Raw genomic sequence first — 20989 nt, 5'->3', positions numbered from 1 at the left:
TACTATAAAATGGCTTTTAAAGCAACTTTCAATAAATCAATCACAAGAATATCTTGGAACACTAAGCTCTTAAAAACAACTTATTTATGATTTAAATCTCTTTTCTATTTTTTTAAAATTAAAAAATGATTTAAAATTAACCCGTCTAAACCCGAATTCACCAAAACATCTATCGCTTCCTGTGGAGAATTAACTATCGGAAACCCATGGAGATTAAAAGAAGTATTTAAAAGAGCACCTCTTCCTGTTAAATGTTGAAATGCTTTTAGGAGAGAATATAATTCTGGATTATCTTGCTCCTTAAGTATTTGTGCCCTGGCAGTTCTATCAGCTGGATGGCATGCAGCGCTCATTGCATCATAACCTTCCTCCGTAGTATCAAAACTAAGTGTCATATGAGGCGATTCTAAACCTTTCGGATTAATAAGATATCGTTCGACAAAAGTATCCATAACCACTGGCGCAAACGGCATCCAAAAATCCCTACTTTTAATTGCTGAGTTGATTTTTTCTTTTATTTTTAAATGAATTGGGTCGGCTAAAATAGAACGATTCCCTAAAGCCCGTTGACCAAATTCCATTCTTCCAGCCGCTCTTGCTAAAATTTTTCCTTCAAAAAGTACTTTTGCAATATGTCGACTTTCTGGGTTTTCAATAATCTCAAACTTCATTTTATCAAGGCTACCTACTGCTCTCTCCTCTTCTTTTAAGGGGGCCGAAGGTCCTAGATATAAGCGTGTTAATGGCTCAACAGTATTTGAATTCCATTGCATAGACAATTCATTAGTCAAATCTTCCGCTAAGCAAATACCAGAACTTATAGCCATTGATTCATCACTTGCAGAACCTCCAATAAAAAGACTCTTAACCTCAGGTAAATCCGCAATCTTACCCATCGCCTTAATATTCATTGCGACTCCGCCACTTATCACGATATCATGTATTTTATATTTATTAATTACATTCTTGATCCATTCAACCAGTAATTCTTCTGTCCATTTTTGCAAAGCAAATGCAATGTTATCAAATCGAACACCTTCAAAACGCTCCTTGAACCAGAAATAACTATCTCTAGGTTTCTCTTTCCACTTAAATTCTTCTCCGTCTACATATAATGTATTTCTCAAAATATCTAATGCTTTTTTGGCGTGAGTTTCCTTACCGTAAGGAGCTAAACCCATTACTTTAAATTCATGTTCGTTTGGCTTCATGCCTAGCATCAAAGTCATATAACGATAAATTCTACCGATAGCACATTGATCACTTTCATAAACTCGAGAATATTTACCTTTTTCATCAAAAATACCTATCGTTGCGTTTTTTCCGTCTCCCCAACCGTCAACGGTTAAGGCTAAAACCGGTTTATTACGATATTTCGATGCATAGTAAGAGTAAGCTGCATGGCATCTATGATGCTCTATTCTTCTTACTTTCGCTTTATCAATCGATAAAAACTCAGCAAGAATTTGCTCTCTATCAATATCATACTTGTTTTGCCTTTCTTCAAAAGGTAAATTCTCAAGATCCTTAAAATAATCACTATCTGAACTTATTTGGGCCTTTTTCTTTTCAGGAAATGTTTCCAAAACAGACTTGAGAACTTTTTCACCATTCACTAAAAACGGCTTCCACCTCAAATGCTGCTCCTTTAAATAATCATCAATCGTCCATTGGCTTTTAAATAACATTATATCATCAATAGGACTACTAAAACTGGCTATCGCCGCACCATCTAATTCCGATGAACTAATTTTCGCTGATTCCAAACAATATTTGATAGAATGCACCGGGAATGAATCGTCATTTTTAAATCGCGTAAATCTTTCCTCATGAACCGAAGCGACAACTTTTCCATCTATAAACAAAGACGCACTAGAACAAATTCCCCAATAAATTGATAATATTTTCATTGACTCTGCTATATTCTTTTTAGTGGGAATTAATTAGAAAAAGATCCCACAAACAATGAATTCTCCTTTGAATTTTTTATAACCTTAAAACTGCTCTTAAACCTATTAGAACTTGTCCACTATCGGTATAGAATCTTGCAGTTTAATTTTTCGAATAAAGTAAAATTAAGTTTTAGACGCACTATAAACAAATTTTATAAAAATCGCGAATAATATATCTTCTAAGATTTATTTACAGAAGCACTTACAATGAGGGTATCGCACAGACCGAGCGAAGCAAGTTGAGATTCATAAGCCCGGTGAAGTTCTTTATTTTCAAGAAAGGACCAATTTATATGCCCACCAGGTTTTCCTTTAGAAAGCCAATAAAGATGATTAGACAAAGGATATCTTTGAATTTGCTTAATCCAATTCAACTTCAAATCCAGTTGCTTAATAAGTTTTGCCAAGGTATCATTATTAAATAAAAATAAATGCTGGCTCCAATAAGTAAACTTAGAAAAGGCGTCCGATTTATAAAGAACAAGCAAAGCGTCATTGGAACTAGGCACTTCAATAATCAGTTCTCCATGATCGGAGAGTATAGAAGCCAACTGTAATATGGTTTTTCTTGGATCTGTTAAATGTTCAATTACATGAAATGCAGTAATGATATCAAATTTTCTATTTGCATTTATTACTTTTTCTAAATTTGTCCATACCTTTAATTCTTTTTCCCTATAATAATCTTGAAGCCTTAATTCTAACTCAACACCTTCGGAAAGCGAAGTTTCTTTTAAAGTCTTCAAAAGAAACCCCCCCGCGCCACAGCCAAAATCTAAAAGCCTCTTATTTATTAACTTTGATCTAAGAAAATTATATCTTCTTTCATCATCCGCATCGGATTCTCGCAACCAATCTGGCACAGATACAACTTCAGAACCATGCATACCAGAATTTTCATAATGATGTTCAGTGATATGATTTAAACTTGATAAATACACAAGCCCACATTCGTTACACTCCAAAATCTCCAATTTCGGATTGTCTCGAACACGGCCTTCTCTCTTCGTGCTTGATACAGATTTACATAAATAACATTCCATTAATATAATACACCCTTTGTAAGCAACATCTTCAGTACAATCTATTTTACAATACGGTTTTTAGAACTTACAGCACGTCCCAAAACTCAGGTTTACTTTATCAAAAAAGGTAAACTGCAAGAACCTGTTCCTCATCATTTTTAACGTTGCGAGCCCTCGCTAAATGGTGAGAAACAGGTTCTTACAATAGAGTTGTTGAAAAATTCAATTGTGGGATTAACAAAACTGCTTCAATCGTTCATTTTAGTGAAACAAAAATAAATGGAGAATTAATTTTTCAACAACTCTAATAACTATCAAAAGATTCTAAAAATCGCCATTCTAGTTATGATAGCAAACTATAAACCCTTTCTAAGTTTTCCACGATATGATTTTTAAAAGCTGCGACTTTTATAGAAATTCCCTTTACGAATATACTTCTTTTGAATCAACCCGACATTTTAGAGCATTTTAAACAAATAGGGTTTTCATGATATCGACCCTCTTTATGAATTTTTCGTAAATCCTTTGCCTCTTTACTATTCCATAAATCTACTAGGTTTAATTTTGTCATATCTCCCAATTTTAAATAGCTACTAAACATAGCACAACAAGGAGTCACGTCACCATTCCCACGAATATATAATCTTTGCCATGGTTGATTACATCTAAAATTATAGTGATTTACTTTTTCTTTCCCGGCAAGATTTTCAAAATCCCCTTCTACATCCGGTGTCATAAAGTCCTGGATTACTACGAAATCAACTTTATCATTCCAGTATTTAATAAATTTATCTATTTCATTTTCATTCTCCTTCATTCGAACGAAATTTACGCCTACAATAGGAAGTTCAGAGTTTAATTCTTTACGAATACGAAGAAAATTATCTATATTCTTCATCACTTGTTCGAACTTTCCTCCAATCCTAATTTTCTTATACGTATCTTCATTGATCGCATCCAAACTAAATCTAATTCTTGTTAAACCAGATTTGATAATTTTTTCAGCAAGTTCCTCAGTTACAAGAGATCCGTTTGTATTCACCATTACATCAAGATAGCCAAACTCAATAGCAAGTCTGAACCAATCAGTAATTTCTTTATTCAAAAATGGTTCATTATCCCCTTGAAATGACACTGAAGGCGTATTGTATTTTTTACCTTCTAATAGAATTTTAGTAATACTTTCCGTAGTCATCTTTTCTTTATAACCGAATTTTTCTTTTAATTCGGGTACACCCTGGACACACATAGGACATCTAAAATTACATTTAAAACTGGTTTCGATATGGAGAAACATCGGAAACTCAGTTTCCAATTCAAAATTATTTACCAGGTCCCATCTTTTTCTATATTCTTCGAACTCAGGTCCCTTTATCCGCGTTAAGGTTTTGATTGCATCGGATTCTTTTTTATAATTTTCCATTTACATTCTCTCGTATAAACCAATAATTTTCGCTGGTGTCATTTTATCTTTCCAATTCTCCCCAAGTGCATTCGTAAGAGGTCTTTCCATTTTGAGAGTCATATTCACCATACGGTCCATTGCCGCTCTATCGAGTGATTTACAAACATTTTTTGGTAATTCGATTTTGTGAATTTTTAGCATTTCTCGAAAGCGATCTACCCAAGGACCGTAGTATTCTTCTAAAACATTGAATGCGACACAATTCGCAAAACCATGCCTATACCCCAATTCAAGACTAAGTCCGTAGGATAAAGCATGACAAACGCCAACTTCAGAATTCACGATGGACACCCCTCCCATATAGGAAGCTGTAAGCAACATATCGTCATCGCCATCTGATAAAAAAACTTTCTCACAAAGCTCTAATGCCTTGCTTGCATTACCTTTGGCAAGTTCGTTAATCATTGTTCCTTGTAAACTCTCTACACAGTGAATATAACAATCCATACCCGAATAAAATCTTTGGGCAATTGGGACATTTTTTATTAAAGAACTATCTAATATAATTGCATCGAACATACTATGATCACTATTAATCCCAAACTTACGTTCTTTACCCATTAAAACAGCCGTGCGGCTAGCCTCGGCTCCAGAACCTGCTACGGTTGGAATTCCTATCTTAAAAATTCCAGGCTTTGGAACAAGATCCCAACCTTGATATTGTGAAGCAGAACCTTCGTTACACATCATTACAGACACAGCTTTCGCCACATCCATCGTGCTTCCGCCCCCTACGCCCACGATCGCTTTCGGTAATTTATAATTTCGGGTTTGAATAAACTTATCTCTTAAAGTATCGATCTGCAATGTTGAAGGCTCCTTTACGCTTGCTGGAAACCATTCAATTATATCTTCACTTGCACGCCTTAATCGATTGAGTACAGTTCCATTTTTATGAACGTCATCTATTATAAAAATGTAATAATCTTCATCATCTTTTTTAGGTAATAACTCATTTATTCGATCAATTGTATTTACGCCGAAAAGCAAACGCGGCACTTGTTTAAAAATTCTAAGAGAGGCCATTTAATTATCCTTATCTATGTAATATAATTTTAAGATCTATTGATTATTTTAAAGTTCCGGAACAAAACATTAATTAATTGTTCCGTATTTGTTTAATAAAGCTTCCAGTATTACAAAATCAATTTCGTCATCTATTTCAAAATTTTGATGTTTTGAAATAACATGGCGACAAATATGATTCCCAAACCATAGACCTTCTGAAACCAGTTTTTTTGATAAAATATATACGTTGCCATCGTCATAAAAAAAACCTTTATAGTCTTGACGACGCATGTTATTATGTTTTCCAAACTCTTGATATTTGCACCAATATCCAGTAGCAAGATTCGAATAATTCCCTTGTTCATATATATCCAAACATTCATCAATTAAACCTACATCCCTAATTGGTGAAGTAGGTTGTAAAAGAATAAAATTTACAGCTTCTGGAATTTCTTTTGAGACTTGGCTAAGCACGGAAATGGTCTTCGTTTCATCAGTCGCCAACTCATCAGGTCTTTTCAAAACTGGACACCCCCATTCTTTTGCTACGGCCGCAATTTCTTCGCTGTCAGTTGAAACAATAAATCTATCAATTCTTTTGGCTCTTTTTGCCGCTTCAATAGACCAAGCGATTAGAGGTTTACCACATAAGTTCTTTATATTTTTTCCCGGCAGTCCCTTACTACCACCCCTGGCCGGAATTACTGCTAAATTCATACAAATCAATTCCGCAATTCTATTAGAGCCTGTTTTACCGATGCAATCATATAATCAAAATCATTTTCACTCATCCAAATATGAAACGGAAAGGAAATCATATTATCAAAAAAATCATCACTCGCCGGGCAAATCGCTTTAGCATGTCCCATCTTTTTAAATAAATCATATCTGTACAAAGGATAGTATTGAACAATAACTTGAATCTTATATTTTTTACTCAAAATAGAAATTAAATCGTCTCTACTTTTCCCATTATTTGCAGTTTTGTATTTAGCTACTAAAAGATGATAACTATGAGCTTTGAAATCGTTTTGTTTTTGAAAAAATAATTCCTCAAATTCACTAAATGAATTTATAAATCTCTGCGCTCTTTTTCTCCTTTCTTCCGTTAATAAAGCAATTCGTTTTAATAAAACGGATCCTAAAGCAGCCTGAACTTCCGTTAGACTAAAATTATGAGGCCAAATTCCATCTAAATCTAAATCCACATTAGACATAGCCGGTTTCCAATAATCAGTCTTATTTGAAAAGGGCGCGTGCCCATTATGTCTTAAGCCGGGAACTTTGCCAACGAGAGAAGCATTCTTTAAAGTAAGAATTCCACCTTCGCCCATCGTTGTAATATTTTTTTGACCATGAAAACTAAATGCAGCAAAATCTCCAAAAGTGCCGCAAGACTTTCCGTTTAATACTGCACCTAATGATTGCGCACAATCTTCAATTAATAGAATATTTTTAGATTTTGCAAACTTAGCAATTTCCGCTATATCTGGAATTATCATCCCATATAAATGTACTACCACAATAGCTTTCGTTTTATTTGTGACTAACTTTTGGATTGATTCAAACGAGACTAAAAAAGTTTCAGGATCAATATCAGCCCATACCAACGTAGCTCCTGTTCTTCCAAAAGGAATGGCGGATGCACAATAAGTATGACCAGGAATAATTACTTCATCGTCTGACTTTAAACCTACTAAATCCGCAATTAACTCCAAAGCGTGCGTAGCATTGGTCACTCCAAAACAAGGTTGACCACCCAGATAGTTTGAAAAATCAATTTCGAATTGTTGCAAGTATTTGCCTTGGGTTTGCGGATCTGCAGTTTTCATAACTTCTACAACGGTATCGATCTCTTCTTGGGTATAATCAATTGACCTACCTGACCATTTAATTTTAAAATCCACTTTAAAAACCTCTAAAATTATTTCTATAAATGAAACTTTTCCAAACGAGTGAGAGAAATAAGAAAGCCTTCTCCGTTATTTTTATGTCCTTGCCAAATTTCAGGTATAAACGATGCTTTAGGAGCTTTTTCTTTAAGTATGTTAGAAAGCATATGAAAATCTATTTCTCCTTCTCCTATTTGGAGCCCTTCGCCATCCACCCCTTTTGCATCTACAATATGTAAGTGTGCAACATATGGGGAAACTTGTTCTACAAATTTACTAAACGGCCAGTGATAGTGATTACAAGCTAATTTGGAATGAGAAATATCAAGGCAAATTCGAACAGAGTACCGCTCGCAAAATTCGACAATTTCTTCCGCAGATAAAAAAAGATTATGATATCTTTGTCCGCCAAAAAGCCAAGGAAAAGGAGGCATTGTTTGTGGAATAATTTCTACTCCCTCCGAATCTAAATCATTTAGAGATCGTACTAGATTTTCATATAATTTCCCACGAATAGTCATATCTAAAGGTTTATCCAAAGAAAAACCTCCGACATTTGTAACGATGAAAGGCTTTTTATTTGAATTCGGAAAAAAATCCTTCAATCTCCTAGTAATATCAATTACTTTCTGAATTTCCCTCAAAGACCTTCTTCTATAATCTTCATCTTCTGTACAAAGATCCAGCAAATGATCATTTTCAAAAAGTTCGGGGCAATGAACGACAAAATCAATATTTAATGGTTTTTTAATATACTCCGATATTTCAACGTTCAAATCTTTATAACTAAAATGAAATTCCACTAAATCCATTTCAACCTTAGATAAGATTTGTTCCAAATCATGATAGCGAACGGGTAAACCCCAGGGACGTGAAAATATAAATTTCTTTTTAAATTCAATAACGTCATCTACTATATCTGATTTATAAAAGAAATCTCCTTTTTTAAAATTTCTTTTGGCTGATTTTCCAATTAATTTTTCCTTCAAATAAGGAGGTAATCCTTTACCTGGACTTCTAATATCTACCATATCTGAAGTTATGATCTCTCCAAATTTTAAGTCTCTATTGATTAATAAACTTTTACCTAAGGTTTCACGGTTCATCAATTCTCCTTGAGTTATTTGGCGAAAATTTCCGTTACCTAAAGATTCTTCTATTTGTCGAATCCCATCCACCATTTCCCTAAACTCACTTGGCAAAAGACTAACCTTGTGATCGTTCCCTTCCATTTCCCTATCCAACGTGAAATGTTTCTCAATCACTTTAGCACCTAAAGATACTGCCGCTAAGGCAACCAAATACCCTCGCTCATGCCCCGAATATCCGACCAAACAATTTCCTATATTCTTTAAATGTTGAAGATATCTGAGATTTAGATCCTTAAAAGGTGCAGGATAAGTAGAATTACAATGCAATAAAATATATTGAGCTCCTAAATCTTGTAAAACATGAATAGAATCTATAATTTCATCCTCGGTCGACATGCCGGTAGAACAAATAACCGGCTTGCCTGACTTTGCAACTAAACGAACCAATTCATGATTCGTAAAATCTGCTGAAGCGATTTTGTATGCTGAGATTCCGTATTTCTCTAATTTAAAAAAACTTTCTTCATCCCAAGGAGTACATAAAGGTATCAAAGATTCTTCGCGACAATAATCAAAAATACGAAATAGCTCATCGTCAGAAAGCTGAAATTTATTTAATAAATCGAGAGTGTACTGAGAGCCTAAATCTTCTTCCACGTCATTCGCATTTCCGGAATTCCTATATAAAGCATTTAAATTTCGCATTTGAAACTTAGCACAATCAGCTCCTGCAAGTTTAGCCTCTCGAACTAATTTTTTTGCCAATTCAAAACTTCCGTTATGATTGTTACCTATTTCCGCAATTACAAAAGCTGGCGATCCATGGCTCAAAGAAATCCCTTCTACTAAAATTTCCTCAGAAGTTTCCTTTGCAATCGCCTCCAAAACTCCGTTTTCATTAATAAGTGGAATGATAGAAATTCTATTATTGAATGTGCTTCGGATTCTTTTAGAACTTTCAGTGATGTATAAATACTTAAAACTTGTATTAACAATATTTTTCACCTCCTGGTCTAAACTTCGATCCGCTACATCATCATTCAATAACCATCTACGGAAATCTCCGTCTGTGATAACCCCCATCAATTTGTTTCCTTCCGAAACAGCAAAAATGGTTTTAGACTTATTGGCTTCAATTTTTTTGAGAGCATTTTTGATGCTATCCTCCCAAAAAACAACGTACTGAGAAATATTTTTATCGATGATCATAAAGGAAATCGGATTTATTTACCGTTATATATTCTCTTCTAAAGGAACATTTAACTCTTTCATTAAAGATATAAACTGAGAATTGCCTGGATCGTATTCCATTAAATCTTTTACGTATTTTAGGCGAGTCGCTTCCCAATCTTCATCACTCACTTGTGTTATATAATCCATAACTCGTTCAAATTCGGATACATCCATTTTATTGGTCCAAAAAGGGCCACTTTCAGGATAATCTGCCGGCCACGCAAATTTCCGAGAAGGGTCAAAAGCGCTTCTTAAAGTGAAAAAAGCCGTTCTATTTCCTCTTGCTATGGATTCGTAAACTAGAGTGGAGTCAACACCCACGATGACCTGTGCTTGATCAATCGCGTTATATATATTCACAATGTTATCTTTAGTCAAAAAATCAAAATTTTCATTCCCAATTCTTTCTTTGAAAAACTTATATTGATCTTCGACGTCTTCAGAATTAGAAGCCTTAACTATAAATCGAAAACCGCTCCGACCGCAATAAGCGCTTAACTTATCTAATAAAAAGCTTTCTGCCGAATAAACTTCATCGTAAGAAATCGATCTACCGTTTACAAAAAGAAAAATGCCCGAGTTATTTCTAGGCCGATATTGAGAAACAAAAAGAATAGACTTCTTTTTATTTTGATTTGAAATTGAATGGTAATTATTCAAAAAACTACCAAATGTAATAACGTTTCCTTTCAGATTCTTAGAATAGATTGCACCGATATTTTTGTTAAACAGAAACATAAAATCGACTAGAGAATCCTTAGAAATTTTCGAACCAAACTGTTCATCCAAATTTGCTCTCAATCCGTTTTGTACAAGAACTGTCGTAATAGTCGGACACATTTTTTTTAGTCTATAAAACGGCCAATTATTATCAATAAAAGTCATCACAACTTTCGGATGCACCGAATTTATATAAAAAGCATAATAATATTTTCTAGAAACTCGAAAGGTTAAAAGGCATTTTAAAAGAATGTAAAAATTAAAACTTTCACCCCTTACGTCAAGAATCGAAACGTATCGCTCATCAAGATAAAAAAAGAAATTATCAGATCCGCATCTATCAAATATGAGAACGGGCGCTTGTTTTGGTTTCACCCAAATTTTTTGCGCATTCCAAATGAAAAGGAACCTTCTAAGAATCGTTTTCATTTAAAATTATTTTTCTTCCTTTTATGACCTAAAATCATTTCAGTAATTTGAAAATCGAAGAGAGTATTCAATATCATCTTGTGCATAGCAGAACTCATTTCCAAAATGATAAAATTTGATAGGCAGTTAATCTTTCTCTAAAAGAAATTCAAGTTTTCTCAACAAATTCTAAATCCACCACTCAGCATAATAATTTTATTATATAATAGAAATATAAATAACTTCATTTATACGATAATAAAAAAGCTTTCCTATCAGAGAGAATTTTTAATAGCTTTTACTAGCGTCTGCCAGTATAATTGGTATCCCTCAAATAGAATCATTCATTAAATAATTCTACCCAGTCTCCTTGAGCACGTTCGAACTCTTCCATTCTCCCAATATCTAGCCAATATTCGTGAATTGGAAAAATGTTTATTTGTTTAGAAGATTTCAGTTCTTTCTCTATGAGATTTGGCATATCTATCATTTGCCCTTTTTTGACCGATTTTACGAAATCAGGATTTAATAGATAGATACCCGCATTGACATTGAAACGTTGTATAGGCTTTTCAATAATTTCGACTACATGATGGCCATTCGATTGCACAACACCATAGGGGACTTGATAATCAAATTCTCGAACACAAATCGTAGCAACCCCGCCTTCTTTTTCATGAAATTCCAATAAGGAAAGATAATTGAGATTAGTCAATAAATCCCCATTCATCATGAACATAGGTTGATCAATTTGATCGTGCGGTAGTAATCCGAGAGCACCACCTGTGCCTAAGGGTTTTTCTTCATGAACGTATTCAATACTTACATTCCAACGTTTCCCGTCTTGAAAATGATCCCTGATTACATCCGGCATAAAATGAGTGGAAATAAAAAAACGATGAAAACCGGCGGCTACAAACCCCTCTAAAATCAATTCTAATATTGGTTTATTTCCAACTTTCAACATTGGTTTAGGACAATGATTAGTCAATGGATACAATCGAGTTCCAAATCCTCCAGCCATTAGAAAAACGGGATTATCAAATTTAGGTTTTTCTAAAAGACCATGAACCGTTTCTAATCCTACCAAAATGCCTTGCTCATCTACGATTGGCAAATGCAAAAGTTCATACTTTTCCATTTCTAGAAGCATACGCTCTTTAGTCCAATTAGTATAAGCCACCTTAGGTTTGGATGACATAACTTCATTCACTGAAATGGAAAGTTCTTTATTTTGCAGCAATGCACGCCGAATGTCACCGTCGGTTAGTGTACCTAAAAGTTTATTATTTTCATCAACGATTAAAATAATGCGCAACGCTTCTTTGTCTAAGATTTTAATCGCCTCCTCTAGGCTTAAATTAGAGCCAATAAGAATGTTTTTCCAGTTTTTCATGTATTGTATAAACCAACAAGGTAAGAGCTGACACATCTTTATTGTCCGATAGCAGCTTTCATTTTACATAAGCAACCTTAAGCTTGAATGACATAACTTTTCACTCAAGTTGAAAGTTTTTTATTTCATATCAATGCCCACTGGTCTTTCCGTCGATTATAGTGCGCCTATAGTTAATATCATCTTGAAGTCTACATTTTACTTTCTGATAAACGTCGCCATATCCACTATGAATGACCTTTGTTAGTCATCTTTGAAAACCTAAAACATAGTACAAACAAAAAGAATTTATCAGATATTTATTTTCGAGATAGCTTCCATTCGCTTTTTAGAATAAAGTAAAATATCTTCTAATTTTCTAACATCTAAAACGAACTTACTTAGATTTCCTTCTACTTTTAATATAATTTTTGTAAAAGAGTTACCCTTTTTTTGGATTATTCTTTTGGCTAAATCAAGTACTGTTATACATTCTTCAGAAACATTTATAACTCCGCCTGAAGGCAACTCGATAAAAAGTGCAATATATTCAATTAATTTCTCAATTCTTATTAAATTCAGAAAACGCTCGCCTTTACCATACAAAGTCACTGAATTATGCTCAACTATTTCCCTCTCCAGGGTCGGAATAAGTCGGTGAGGATCCATCCCTACGCCATGCACCATTGCTACTCTCAAATGGGTTATTGAAATTTGGTTCTTTGATAAAAAATAATTTAAAATTATTTCACCATTAAGTTTTGATAATCCATATATACAGTCTGTATTTAAAGCAGGATTAGGAATAGAATTTTCATCGAAAATTCCATCAACATTTGGATAAACAGAAGAACTAGAAAAATTAATTAAGTGCTTCACTTTGCAATTTTTTGCCAAAAGAGCAAGATTTTTTGAAATTGCAGAGTTAGCATGCAAAATGGAAAGATCATTAAGGTTATTAATGCTCGCCATTTGCGATGCCAGATGTATAATAATATCCACTGAATCTTTCTTTATTTTTTTAAGAATACTATTTGTATCAACCTCTCTAGTCAAATCAGCTTTATAGCAATTTTCCGATAAAGGCTCACCACTATTATAAATTCCTATTATATCATGACATTTAGATAGATGATTATACAATGCCCTCCCTATAAAACCATTAATACCTGTAATTAAAATTCTCATGATTATTTATGTCCGAACAAAAAATTCGTCATAATATCTTACTACCGTCCCTTCTTTCATTTCGAATTCAATTTCTTTATTAAAAAGTAAAAAATTAATAATATATTCAACTTCCCTAAAACCAAACAAAGAGCGAATGTAAGTTGTCCCTGAATGCCGAGAATTAATCTCAAATATTTTCGGCATACCTTTTGCATCTATTCTTAACTGAAAATTACAGGCTCCAAAGGGTCTTAGTTGGTTTACCACATCTTTTAAATACTCTGCTATAATTTTAGGAAAATCCTTTTTATAGTTAGAAATAAAAGTATTACCCTCTTTCAAACTTCTTTTTAGGACAATAACCTTTTTCAATTGTTCATCCAAAAAAATAGTACCGCAAGTAAATTCCTCTTCGTCTTTTCCTATACATTCCTGAATAATCACTTGATTCGCATTTTTAAGAACGTCTAGTAACTGAATTTTATCATTTACTTTAATAACCCCTACACTCCTAGCACCTTTTCTAGGTTTCACTATAATTGGATAATTCAATATATCAACATCCACTTCATTTGGCAAAAATGATTCTGGATATGAAAGTCTACTTTTTTTTAAAAACTCATAAGTCAGATATTTATCGTCAGCAACTTCTATAACTTTTGCGGAACTAACCATTATAATTACACTTGTTTCATTTTCTATAATTCTTTTATATTTAGCAAAAAGTGGAAGTTCGAAATCAATCCCTATGAACAACATTTTAATTGCATTTTCTTTAATAATCTCTAAAACCACATTTAACCATTCTTGTTCATCGACATGCGACTTTAAAATATCCGGCAGAATATAATTTTCATTTAACCAAAAGGAAGCAACTGTATTCTGAAAATAATCAAAGCCTATAATATTGACCTTGCCATTTAAATCAGAACGTAAAATAGATTTAATAATGGCCTGACCAATCAAACTACCAGTTCCAGTGACGGCTATATTGATTTTTCTTGCCATTATTGTCTACGTTTAGATAAAATATATTGAATACAAAGTTCAGGATATCGTCTAAGTTTCATTTCATCAATTAATTGATCAGCTAAAAATTCTTTCCTTTTTAACTCAATAGAATCGTCTTCAACATTCCAAATTACATAATTAAGCTCATCAATATTTACTCTATTTTGGCCAACACTTCCGACATTGACTAACCTATAATTATTTATAATCTTTAAAAATAATCGATGAGAATGACCGATAAAAGTGTTTTTTTCAATATGTACATCAGAATCAGGATAGATGTAAGTATCATTTACAGTATGGACAAAGTTATTGCCACTAAAAAAGTAGGATTTAATATAATTTCCAATTACTTCTTTACGATTAAATGTTGGGTAGCATACTTCAAAGAAAGTTTTGGCTACTATATTAGTTCCAAGATATTCCCCACAAAAAAAAGCCTCTTCATGATTTCCTGAAATCAAAACTATATTTTTCAACGTATTTAATAAATCAACGCATTCATTACTCCAAGGACCATAGTTTACAACATCACCCAAAGAAATAATTAAATCAACGTATCGCTCCTGCTTTAAGACGTATTCTAAAGCAGGTAAATTCCCATGAATATCACTTATAACGAGGACTTTCATATAAATTACAAAAGAAAAGAGCTATAATACGAATGACAAATTCATAAAATTGCAAGTTCGGACTAATCGGCCTAATTACTAAGTCCTGCATAAAACATCGTGAATTTTGGAACAAATCCACCTTTTAAGCGCAGAATTCCCGAAAACCCTATTACAGAAATATTTAGTAATAGTAAGCTATTCAAATCCTAAACTTTGAACCGTAAATTTCAATTCACTCCGCAAAACTCAATAATTTGTCTTTCATTAAAATTTTTATGTTTCAATGCGAATTTCTTAATCTCAGAGAAAAATGACATAGCTGATACAACAATTAAATCATTATTTTCGTAACTTTCTGATTCTGGAGATAATACAGCGTGTTGACACGCAGGTAAAAACATACCAACTTTACTTTTATCACCGTCATATAATCGAATTGAAGGACAATCGCCTAATCCAGTTAAGTGCAAAAAAGAATTCAACCCATGTGTCGCACCATGAAACGCTATTTTTTTATCTTGTTCCGCAAATTGTAATATTAAATTTCGAAAATAATTAAAAAAACTGAGATACTGTAAATAAGCGTTTTCTAATGCCTTTATTTCGTTTAATAAAGAAATAGATTCAGTATCAACTGTTTTCCTTTTTTTTAAAGATAGTTTAAATAAATCATTCTTAGTTGAGACCGAATATATTTCGAAACCTGCTTCACTAATTGAGCATAGCATACTTTTTTCGGTGAAATAAGTCATATGCTCATGAATTAAAACATTTAAGTCACCTTTTTCAAATTGGTTAGTACAATTTGGGAGTGTAAGTATAACGATTCCTTCGTCTGATAAATTCGAATAAATATTTTTTAAAAAGCCAACAGGATCTTTTACGTGTTCTAACACATTAAATCCAAGTATTACATCAAATTTTTTATGATTTAATTTACTAGTTGGATAAAAATCTTTAACAATTTCTATTATTTTCTTATCCTTGATATCTAACGAAGGATCAACTATACAATAAGATTTTGGAGAAAATTTTTCGAATATTTTCTCTGCTAACCAAGTAGAACCTGCCCCTATTTCTAGTATAGACTTAACTTTTTTATCTCCTATAACTTCTTCAATAAAGTTAAAATTTCTCAATCCTAAGGCATTTGACCATTCATTTGAACCCGGTGGAGGCGTAATGTAACTATAATCATCCGATTCATAAGATTTTAATATCTTTTCTAATATAATTTCTTCATTCGATTGATAAATCGGATAGCCGATTTTAGATTCTATCTGAAAAGGAAAAGATATATAATCTGCAGGTTTTTGCTTTAATCCAGTCCATAACGGTAAAGACTTGAAAGATAATCTAAATAATCCTCTTTCTACTTCTGAAAATGTAAGTTGTTCCACAACATCTCCTGGTTTATTTGTAAATTTTATTTATTAAAAAAACATTCTTCTCATTTGTACTTTTATAATATAGCACAACGCATATTAAAATGATCCCGAAAACGCACGTTTCTCCGTCTGTTCCATAAGCTGGGAGAATATTTCCGTCTTCGATTTTTACCTCACCTTTCCTCGTTTTGAATACTAAAGGATCTGTTTTTTCGTCACATATCAGTTTGTAGAAGTAGTTTTAGGATAAATTCTAAATCTATAATTCATCTGATAAGATCATCAATTTCATAAGAATATTCAGAATGGGTATCCAGATATTCCCAATATTTTAGAGGACTAATTCCATTTCCTGGGCGTTTACAGGATAAATTTTCCTCCGTAAATAGTTCACCCTTAGAGATTGGTTTTGAAGCGACAAGGCTTCTTCGAGCTACAATACGATTCTTCCATTCGGATTCCGTTGGTCGTTTAACAGCATCGCCAATGGCTGTTTCTATATCTCTAATTTGGCGAATGAGAGAATCTAATTCATTAGGCTCAAGCGAGGCACTGTGATCCGGGCCAGGTAAGTTTCGGTTCAGCGTAAAATGTTTTTCAATTACTTTGGCTCCTCGGGCAACAGCAGCGAGAGAAATGTGAATACCTCGAGTATGATCAGAATAGCCCACAGGTAGCCCATAAGCTTGAGCGATTGTGTCCATCGCATTCAGATTTACTTCATTATAAGGGGCTGGATATTCTGTAGTACAATGTAAAATCGTAACTCTTTCCTTTAAAGCCTGCCTGCCAACTTTAGAACAAAATGCCTTTTCAAAATCTTCCAGCTTTGGAACGACGTCTATTTTCGAAAGAAAACCAAATGCTATCACTCCTAAAGCCAATTCTATATCAGACAACGTACTCATACCTGTTGAAAGTATAATTTTCTTCGCAACTTGACTAATTTTTAATAAAAAGTTGAGATTAGTTATCTCTCCTGATGGAATCTTAATTGTCTGCAACCCATATTTTATAAGTAAATTCAAACTGATTAAATCAAACGGTGTAGATAGAAATTCAATTTCTTTAGATCGAGCATATTGGATCAAAACTTCATGATCCTTGTTATTAAACTCAAGTTTTTTAATCATCTCTAATTGACTTTCGGATGCTCCAGTTTCTCGAGTTTGATATTCAGCCTTTGGAGCATTACGACTTATTACTTGTTCAGCTATAAATGTTTGAAATTTAACAGCATCCGCACCTGAACTAGCAGCTACATCAATTAGCTGCTTAGCCATATTTAAATCCCCATTGTGATTGATTCCTGCCTCTGCGATAATAAATACTCTGCTCATTTTAATACCTATGTTCTAAATCAAAAAAAGGCTTTTTGATGCGTAAGGGAAAAGTTTTTAACTTCTCTTTAATTTCCACGCTCACATTACCATAGCCATAAAGAGAAGTACTTTTTCTTACTATTTCTTCGTGCTCAATCGATAAAGCTTTTTTGATTCCACTGACAATAAATTCCTTCTTCTCTATACAATCAATAATAGAAGCAGCTTTTAATCTTCCTTTTTGACGATCTCCTATATTTACAGTAGCTTTTTTAAGAGCTGGTGCTTCAGTTAGGCCGCTAGAAGAATTTCCTATTATAACACTTGCAAGCCGCATAAGACTTAAATACTTTCTCTGTCCCAAAGAAACAAATGCCCTGGTATTTTTTAAATTTTTTGAAACAAAGGAATCAATTTGATGAATTAATTCTCTACCACCTGTATCAGCATTTGGGTATGTGAATATTATTGTAGCTTCCGAAAATTCTTCAAGCGCATTTAATAATTCACTCATCGCTTCAGTAGGTTTATTATCTTCTAAAGTCACAGGGTGATATGTAACTAAAAAAATAAGTGCCTTCAATTCAATTCCAAGTTCAAAAGAAAGTTCTTCTTTCTCCATCCAATTCATTTTGCTTAAATGATCTAATCCAGGTGCTCCAAAATTAAATACACAATCTGGTTGTTCTCCCATTTGGATAACTCGTTTCCTATAAGGTTCAGCGGCTACAAAATGTAAATGTGACAACTTCGTAATTGCATGTCGAATCCCTTCATCAAAAGCGGCTTCTGTCAACTCGCCTCCACTTATATGTCCAATAGGAATTTTCGCAACCATTGCAGCTTGAGCCGCGGCGAGTAATTCAAATCTATCACCTAGCAAAATTAAAATATCCGGCCTTAAATTTTCAAATGCCTCTGCAAAACCTATAATTCCCAGGCCCATTGATTTTGTAATTCCAACCGCCGTATCTGAAGAAAGAAGCATTTCCACTTTCGTATTAATTTTAAATCCATCTTGTTCAATTTGTCTATAAGTAAGTCCAAATTCAGTTGAAAGGTGCATACCAGTTACTATAATCTGTAATTCTAAATCTGAGTCCGCTTCTATCTCTTTCATTAACCAATAAAGAAGACCATACTCCGCCCTTGTCCCTGTCACAACACAAACCTTGCGCTTCAACATAAAACCTCTTGCACAGCTTTAATTACCGTATTTTGGTCGTCTTCTGTCAAATTAGTCGAACAAGGAAGTATTAATAACTTGTCCCAGATTTTATCTGTATTTGATAAATCCTCTCTCGAAGCATTTGCATAGGGCAATTGTTTATGTATTGGCTTCCAAAAAGGACGAGCATCTATGTTTAACCTTCTTAATTTCTCTCTAATTTCTTTTAACGGCCCTAATTGATTTGTATCGACAATAATTCCAGAAAACCAAGAAGCGGACTGTCCATATTTAGGCTCCGGAAGCGCCGAAACACCTTTAATGTTTAATAAATTTTCATTATATACTTTCTGAATTTTTCTTTTAGCTGTTACAAATTTTTCTAATCTTTCCAATTGTGCGCACCCGACGGCCGCTTGAATATTTGTTAATCTATAATTAAAACCGACTCTGTCATGGTCATAATCAGAACTAATTCTAGCCGTAGTAGTTAAATGCCTTACTAAATTTAACAACCCTTCATCATTTCCACTTACTGCACCACCACCGCCAGCCGTCACAGTTTTATTCCCATTAAACGAAAAAACAGTCAAGTCGGAACCTACCGCACCAATTGATTTGCCTTTATAATAAGCTCCTAAAGCTGCTGCTCCATCTGCTATTATTGGTAAACCAAATTCCTTTGATATTTGAATTATAGGATCCATATCCGCTGGAATTCCTAATACATGCACTGGCATGACAGCAGCGACTCTTTTTCCTGTAGGAATATGAATTAATCCTTTATCTGATTTTACCGTTTGTTTTTTAAGCGCTATCCTTAGCTGCTCAGGATTTAAAGTCAGGGAACTTAAATCAATATCCATCAACCAAGGTTCTGCGCCACAATGTGATATAGAGTTTGCACTCCCTATAAAAGTAAATGTAGGAAGTATAACTAAATCATTTTTACTAACTCCAAAAGCCGTAAGTGCAACATGCAAGCCCGTTGTACCCGCGGAAGTTGCCACTGAATACAAACAACCCGAAGCACTTGCAACCATATCTTCAAATTTAGTGACAAAGGGACCTACTGAAGATACAAACGTTGTTTGTATACACTCTTGTAAATAGTTCGATTCATTACCGGAAAGATCGGGTATTGCAAGAGGAATCATGAGGCTGAAATTCCATCATGATTAAAGACATTTTGCACATACCAGTGAACTGTTTTTTCTATTCCTTCTATAAGTCCAACCTTGGGAGTGTATCCTGTCATTGCAATAGTTTTAGACATGTCAGGACAACGTCTAGAAGGCGAATCTACAATTTCATTTCCAGGTGTAATGTATAACTTTTTACCAAATAGATTTATTATAATTTCTGCAAGTTCACTTATTTTAATTTCTGTTTCTTGATTGCCTAGATTAAAAACGCCATTAACAGAATTTTCAGAATTCATCAATTTTATCAATATTTCAACCGCATCATCGACATAACACATAGCACGGCTATGATTCAACGAGGCAACTTGTATATTGCTTCCGTCAACCGATTCATAAACTTTTTTAGATAACTCAGGAATTACATGAGCCAATCCCATTCTTGGACCATATATATTATGAGGACGAACTAAAGTGTAAGGTAAACCCGAATGAATGCATAATGCTTCCCCATATATTTTAGATAGCATATAAGAAGTTCTAGGGCTCTTTAAATCCGTCAATGCAATAGGAAAATCCTCCGGGGTAGGAAGAGGCATATCTAAGTGTAATAAAGATCCTGCCATTATTTCCGAACTAGAGGTAAAAAAGAATCGTTTGAGAAATTTTTGTTTTCTAGCAAAATTGATCGTATTATTGAGTAAAACAACATTGTCATTTAAAACAGAATAAGGTTTTTCTAAAACATGTTTCACTCCAATAATCGCTGCAAAGTGAAAAATATAATCGAAATCAAAACTTAAGTCGTTAAAACCTTCTGCGAGAAGTAAATTTCTATTTAATATTCTAACGTTATCTGATTTCACCAACTTTTTCAAAAAATCATCATCAACACCTCGAGTAAAATTATCAAGCAATACGAGTTCAAATTTTTTTTCGGCCAAAACATTTGCTAAGTGGCCCCCAATAAAACCTGCACCGCCAGTAATCAATACTTTCTGCATT

Annotated in this window: 17 protein-coding genes; all 17 read right to left on the bottom strand. The window is 33.6% G+C overall.

What is annotated here, in order from left to right; all coding sequences use genetic code 11:
* Nucleotides 1-104: 104 nt before the first annotated feature.
* Nucleotides 105-1910 carry a carbamoyltransferase C-terminal domain-containing protein gene (locus LEP1GSC062_RS16745; protein ID WP_020984911.1) on the bottom strand — a complete coding sequence of 602 codons (1806 nt, stop codon included), beginning with the start codon at nt 1908-1910 and terminating at the stop codon, nt 105-107.
* A gap of 221 nt (nt 1911-2131) precedes the next feature.
* A complete protein-coding gene (locus tag LEP1GSC062_RS16740) occupies nt 2132-2995 on the bottom strand; it encodes a class I SAM-dependent methyltransferase (RefSeq protein ID WP_020984941.1) in 864 nt (287 codons plus the stop codon).
* A 427-nt stretch (nt 2996-3422) separates the two neighbouring features.
* Entirely contained in the window at nt 3423-4400 is a 978-nt protein-coding gene (locus LEP1GSC062_RS16735; protein ID WP_010578356.1) for a radical SAM/SPASM domain-containing protein, read from the bottom strand.
* A complete protein-coding gene (locus tag LEP1GSC062_RS16730) occupies nt 4401-5468 on the bottom strand; it encodes an iron-containing alcohol dehydrogenase family protein (RefSeq protein ID WP_020984892.1) in 1068 nt (355 codons plus the stop codon).
* A gap of 69 nt (nt 5469-5537) precedes the next feature.
* A complete protein-coding gene (locus LEP1GSC062_RS16725) occupies nt 5538-6167 on the bottom strand; it encodes an acylneuraminate cytidylyltransferase family protein (protein ID WP_010578357.1) in 630 nt (209 codons plus the stop codon).
* Nucleotides 6168-6172: 5 nt separating this feature from the next.
* Nucleotides 6173-7357: a DegT/DnrJ/EryC1/StrS aminotransferase family protein gene (locus LEP1GSC062_RS16720; protein WP_010578358.1), complete on the bottom strand. Its 1185-nt coding sequence runs from the start codon at nt 7355-7357 to the stop codon at nt 6173-6175.
* A gap of 23 nt (nt 7358-7380) precedes the next feature.
* Nucleotides 7381-9642: an N-acetylneuraminate synthase family protein gene (locus LEP1GSC062_RS16715; protein WP_010578359.1), complete on the bottom strand. Its 2262-nt coding sequence runs from the start codon at nt 9640-9642 to the stop codon at nt 7381-7383.
* Nucleotides 9643-9666: 24 nt separating this feature from the next.
* Complete coding sequence (locus tag LEP1GSC062_RS16710) at nt 9667-10815, bottom strand: LA_1612 family putative O-antigen biosynthesis protein (protein ID WP_020984877.1); 1149 nt, start codon at nt 10813-10815, stop codon at nt 9667-9669.
* A gap of 319 nt (nt 10816-11134) precedes the next feature.
* Entirely contained in the window at nt 11135-12190 is a 1056-nt protein-coding gene (locus LEP1GSC062_RS16705; protein ID WP_020984894.1) for a nucleotidyltransferase family protein, read from the bottom strand.
* 291 nt (nt 12191-12481) lie between these two features.
* The gene (locus LEP1GSC062_RS16700; RefSeq protein ID WP_010578362.1) at nt 12482-13357 is read right to left on the bottom strand and encodes an NAD-dependent epimerase/dehydratase family protein; all 876 of its coding nucleotides are present in this window, start codon (nt 13355-13357) and stop codon (nt 12482-12484) included.
* A 6-nt stretch (nt 13358-13363) separates the two neighbouring features.
* Nucleotides 13364-14347: an ATP-grasp domain-containing protein gene (locus LEP1GSC062_RS16695; protein WP_010578363.1), complete on the bottom strand. Its 984-nt coding sequence runs from the start codon at nt 14345-14347 to the stop codon at nt 13364-13366.
* The gene (locus LEP1GSC062_RS16690) at nt 14347-14982 is read right to left on the bottom strand and encodes a metallophosphoesterase family protein (RefSeq protein ID WP_010578364.1); all 636 of its coding nucleotides are present in this window, start codon (nt 14980-14982) and stop codon (nt 14347-14349) included. Before LEP1GSC062_RS16690 ends, LEP1GSC062_RS16695 begins: the two co-directional genes overlap by 1 nt.
* 209 nt (nt 14983-15191) lie before the next feature.
* Nucleotides 15192-16364: a class I SAM-dependent methyltransferase gene (locus tag LEP1GSC062_RS16685; protein WP_020984998.1), complete on the bottom strand. Its 1173-nt coding sequence runs from the start codon at nt 16362-16364 to the stop codon at nt 15192-15194.
* A 254-nt stretch (nt 16365-16618) separates the two neighbouring features.
* Nucleotides 16619-17692 (bottom strand): N-acetylneuraminate synthase, encoded by a 1074-nt coding sequence (gene neuB / locus LEP1GSC062_RS16680; protein WP_010578367.1) that lies wholly within the window; start codon nt 17690-17692, stop codon nt 16619-16621.
* A gap of 1 nt (nt 17693) precedes the next feature.
* Nucleotides 17694-18857: a UDP-N-acetylglucosamine 2-epimerase gene (gene neuC / locus LEP1GSC062_RS16675; RefSeq protein WP_208855149.1), complete on the bottom strand. Its 1164-nt coding sequence runs from the start codon at nt 18855-18857 to the stop codon at nt 17694-17696.
* Nucleotides 18854-19999 carry a DegT/DnrJ/EryC1/StrS family aminotransferase gene (locus tag LEP1GSC062_RS16670; RefSeq protein WP_020984843.1) on the bottom strand — a complete coding sequence of 382 codons (1146 nt, stop codon included), beginning with the start codon at nt 19997-19999 and terminating at the stop codon, nt 18854-18856. Before LEP1GSC062_RS16670 ends, neuC begins: the two co-directional genes overlap by 4 nt.
* Nucleotides 19996-20988 carry an NAD-dependent epimerase/dehydratase family protein gene (locus LEP1GSC062_RS16665; RefSeq protein WP_020985000.1) on the bottom strand — a complete coding sequence of 331 codons (993 nt, stop codon included), beginning with the start codon at nt 20986-20988 and terminating at the stop codon, nt 19996-19998. The genes LEP1GSC062_RS16670 and LEP1GSC062_RS16665 overlap by 4 nt, the downstream gene beginning before the upstream one ends.
* Nucleotide 20989: the final 1 nt, after the last annotated feature.

It is taken from the genome of Leptospira alexanderi serovar Manhao 3 str. L 60 (assembly GCF_000243815.2).
Classification (GTDB): domain Bacteria; phylum Spirochaetota; class Leptospiria; order Leptospirales; family Leptospiraceae; genus Leptospira; species Leptospira alexanderi.
The sequence above is the reverse complement of the archived record's forward strand: the minus strand, read 5'-3'. Positions and strand labels throughout refer to the sequence as shown.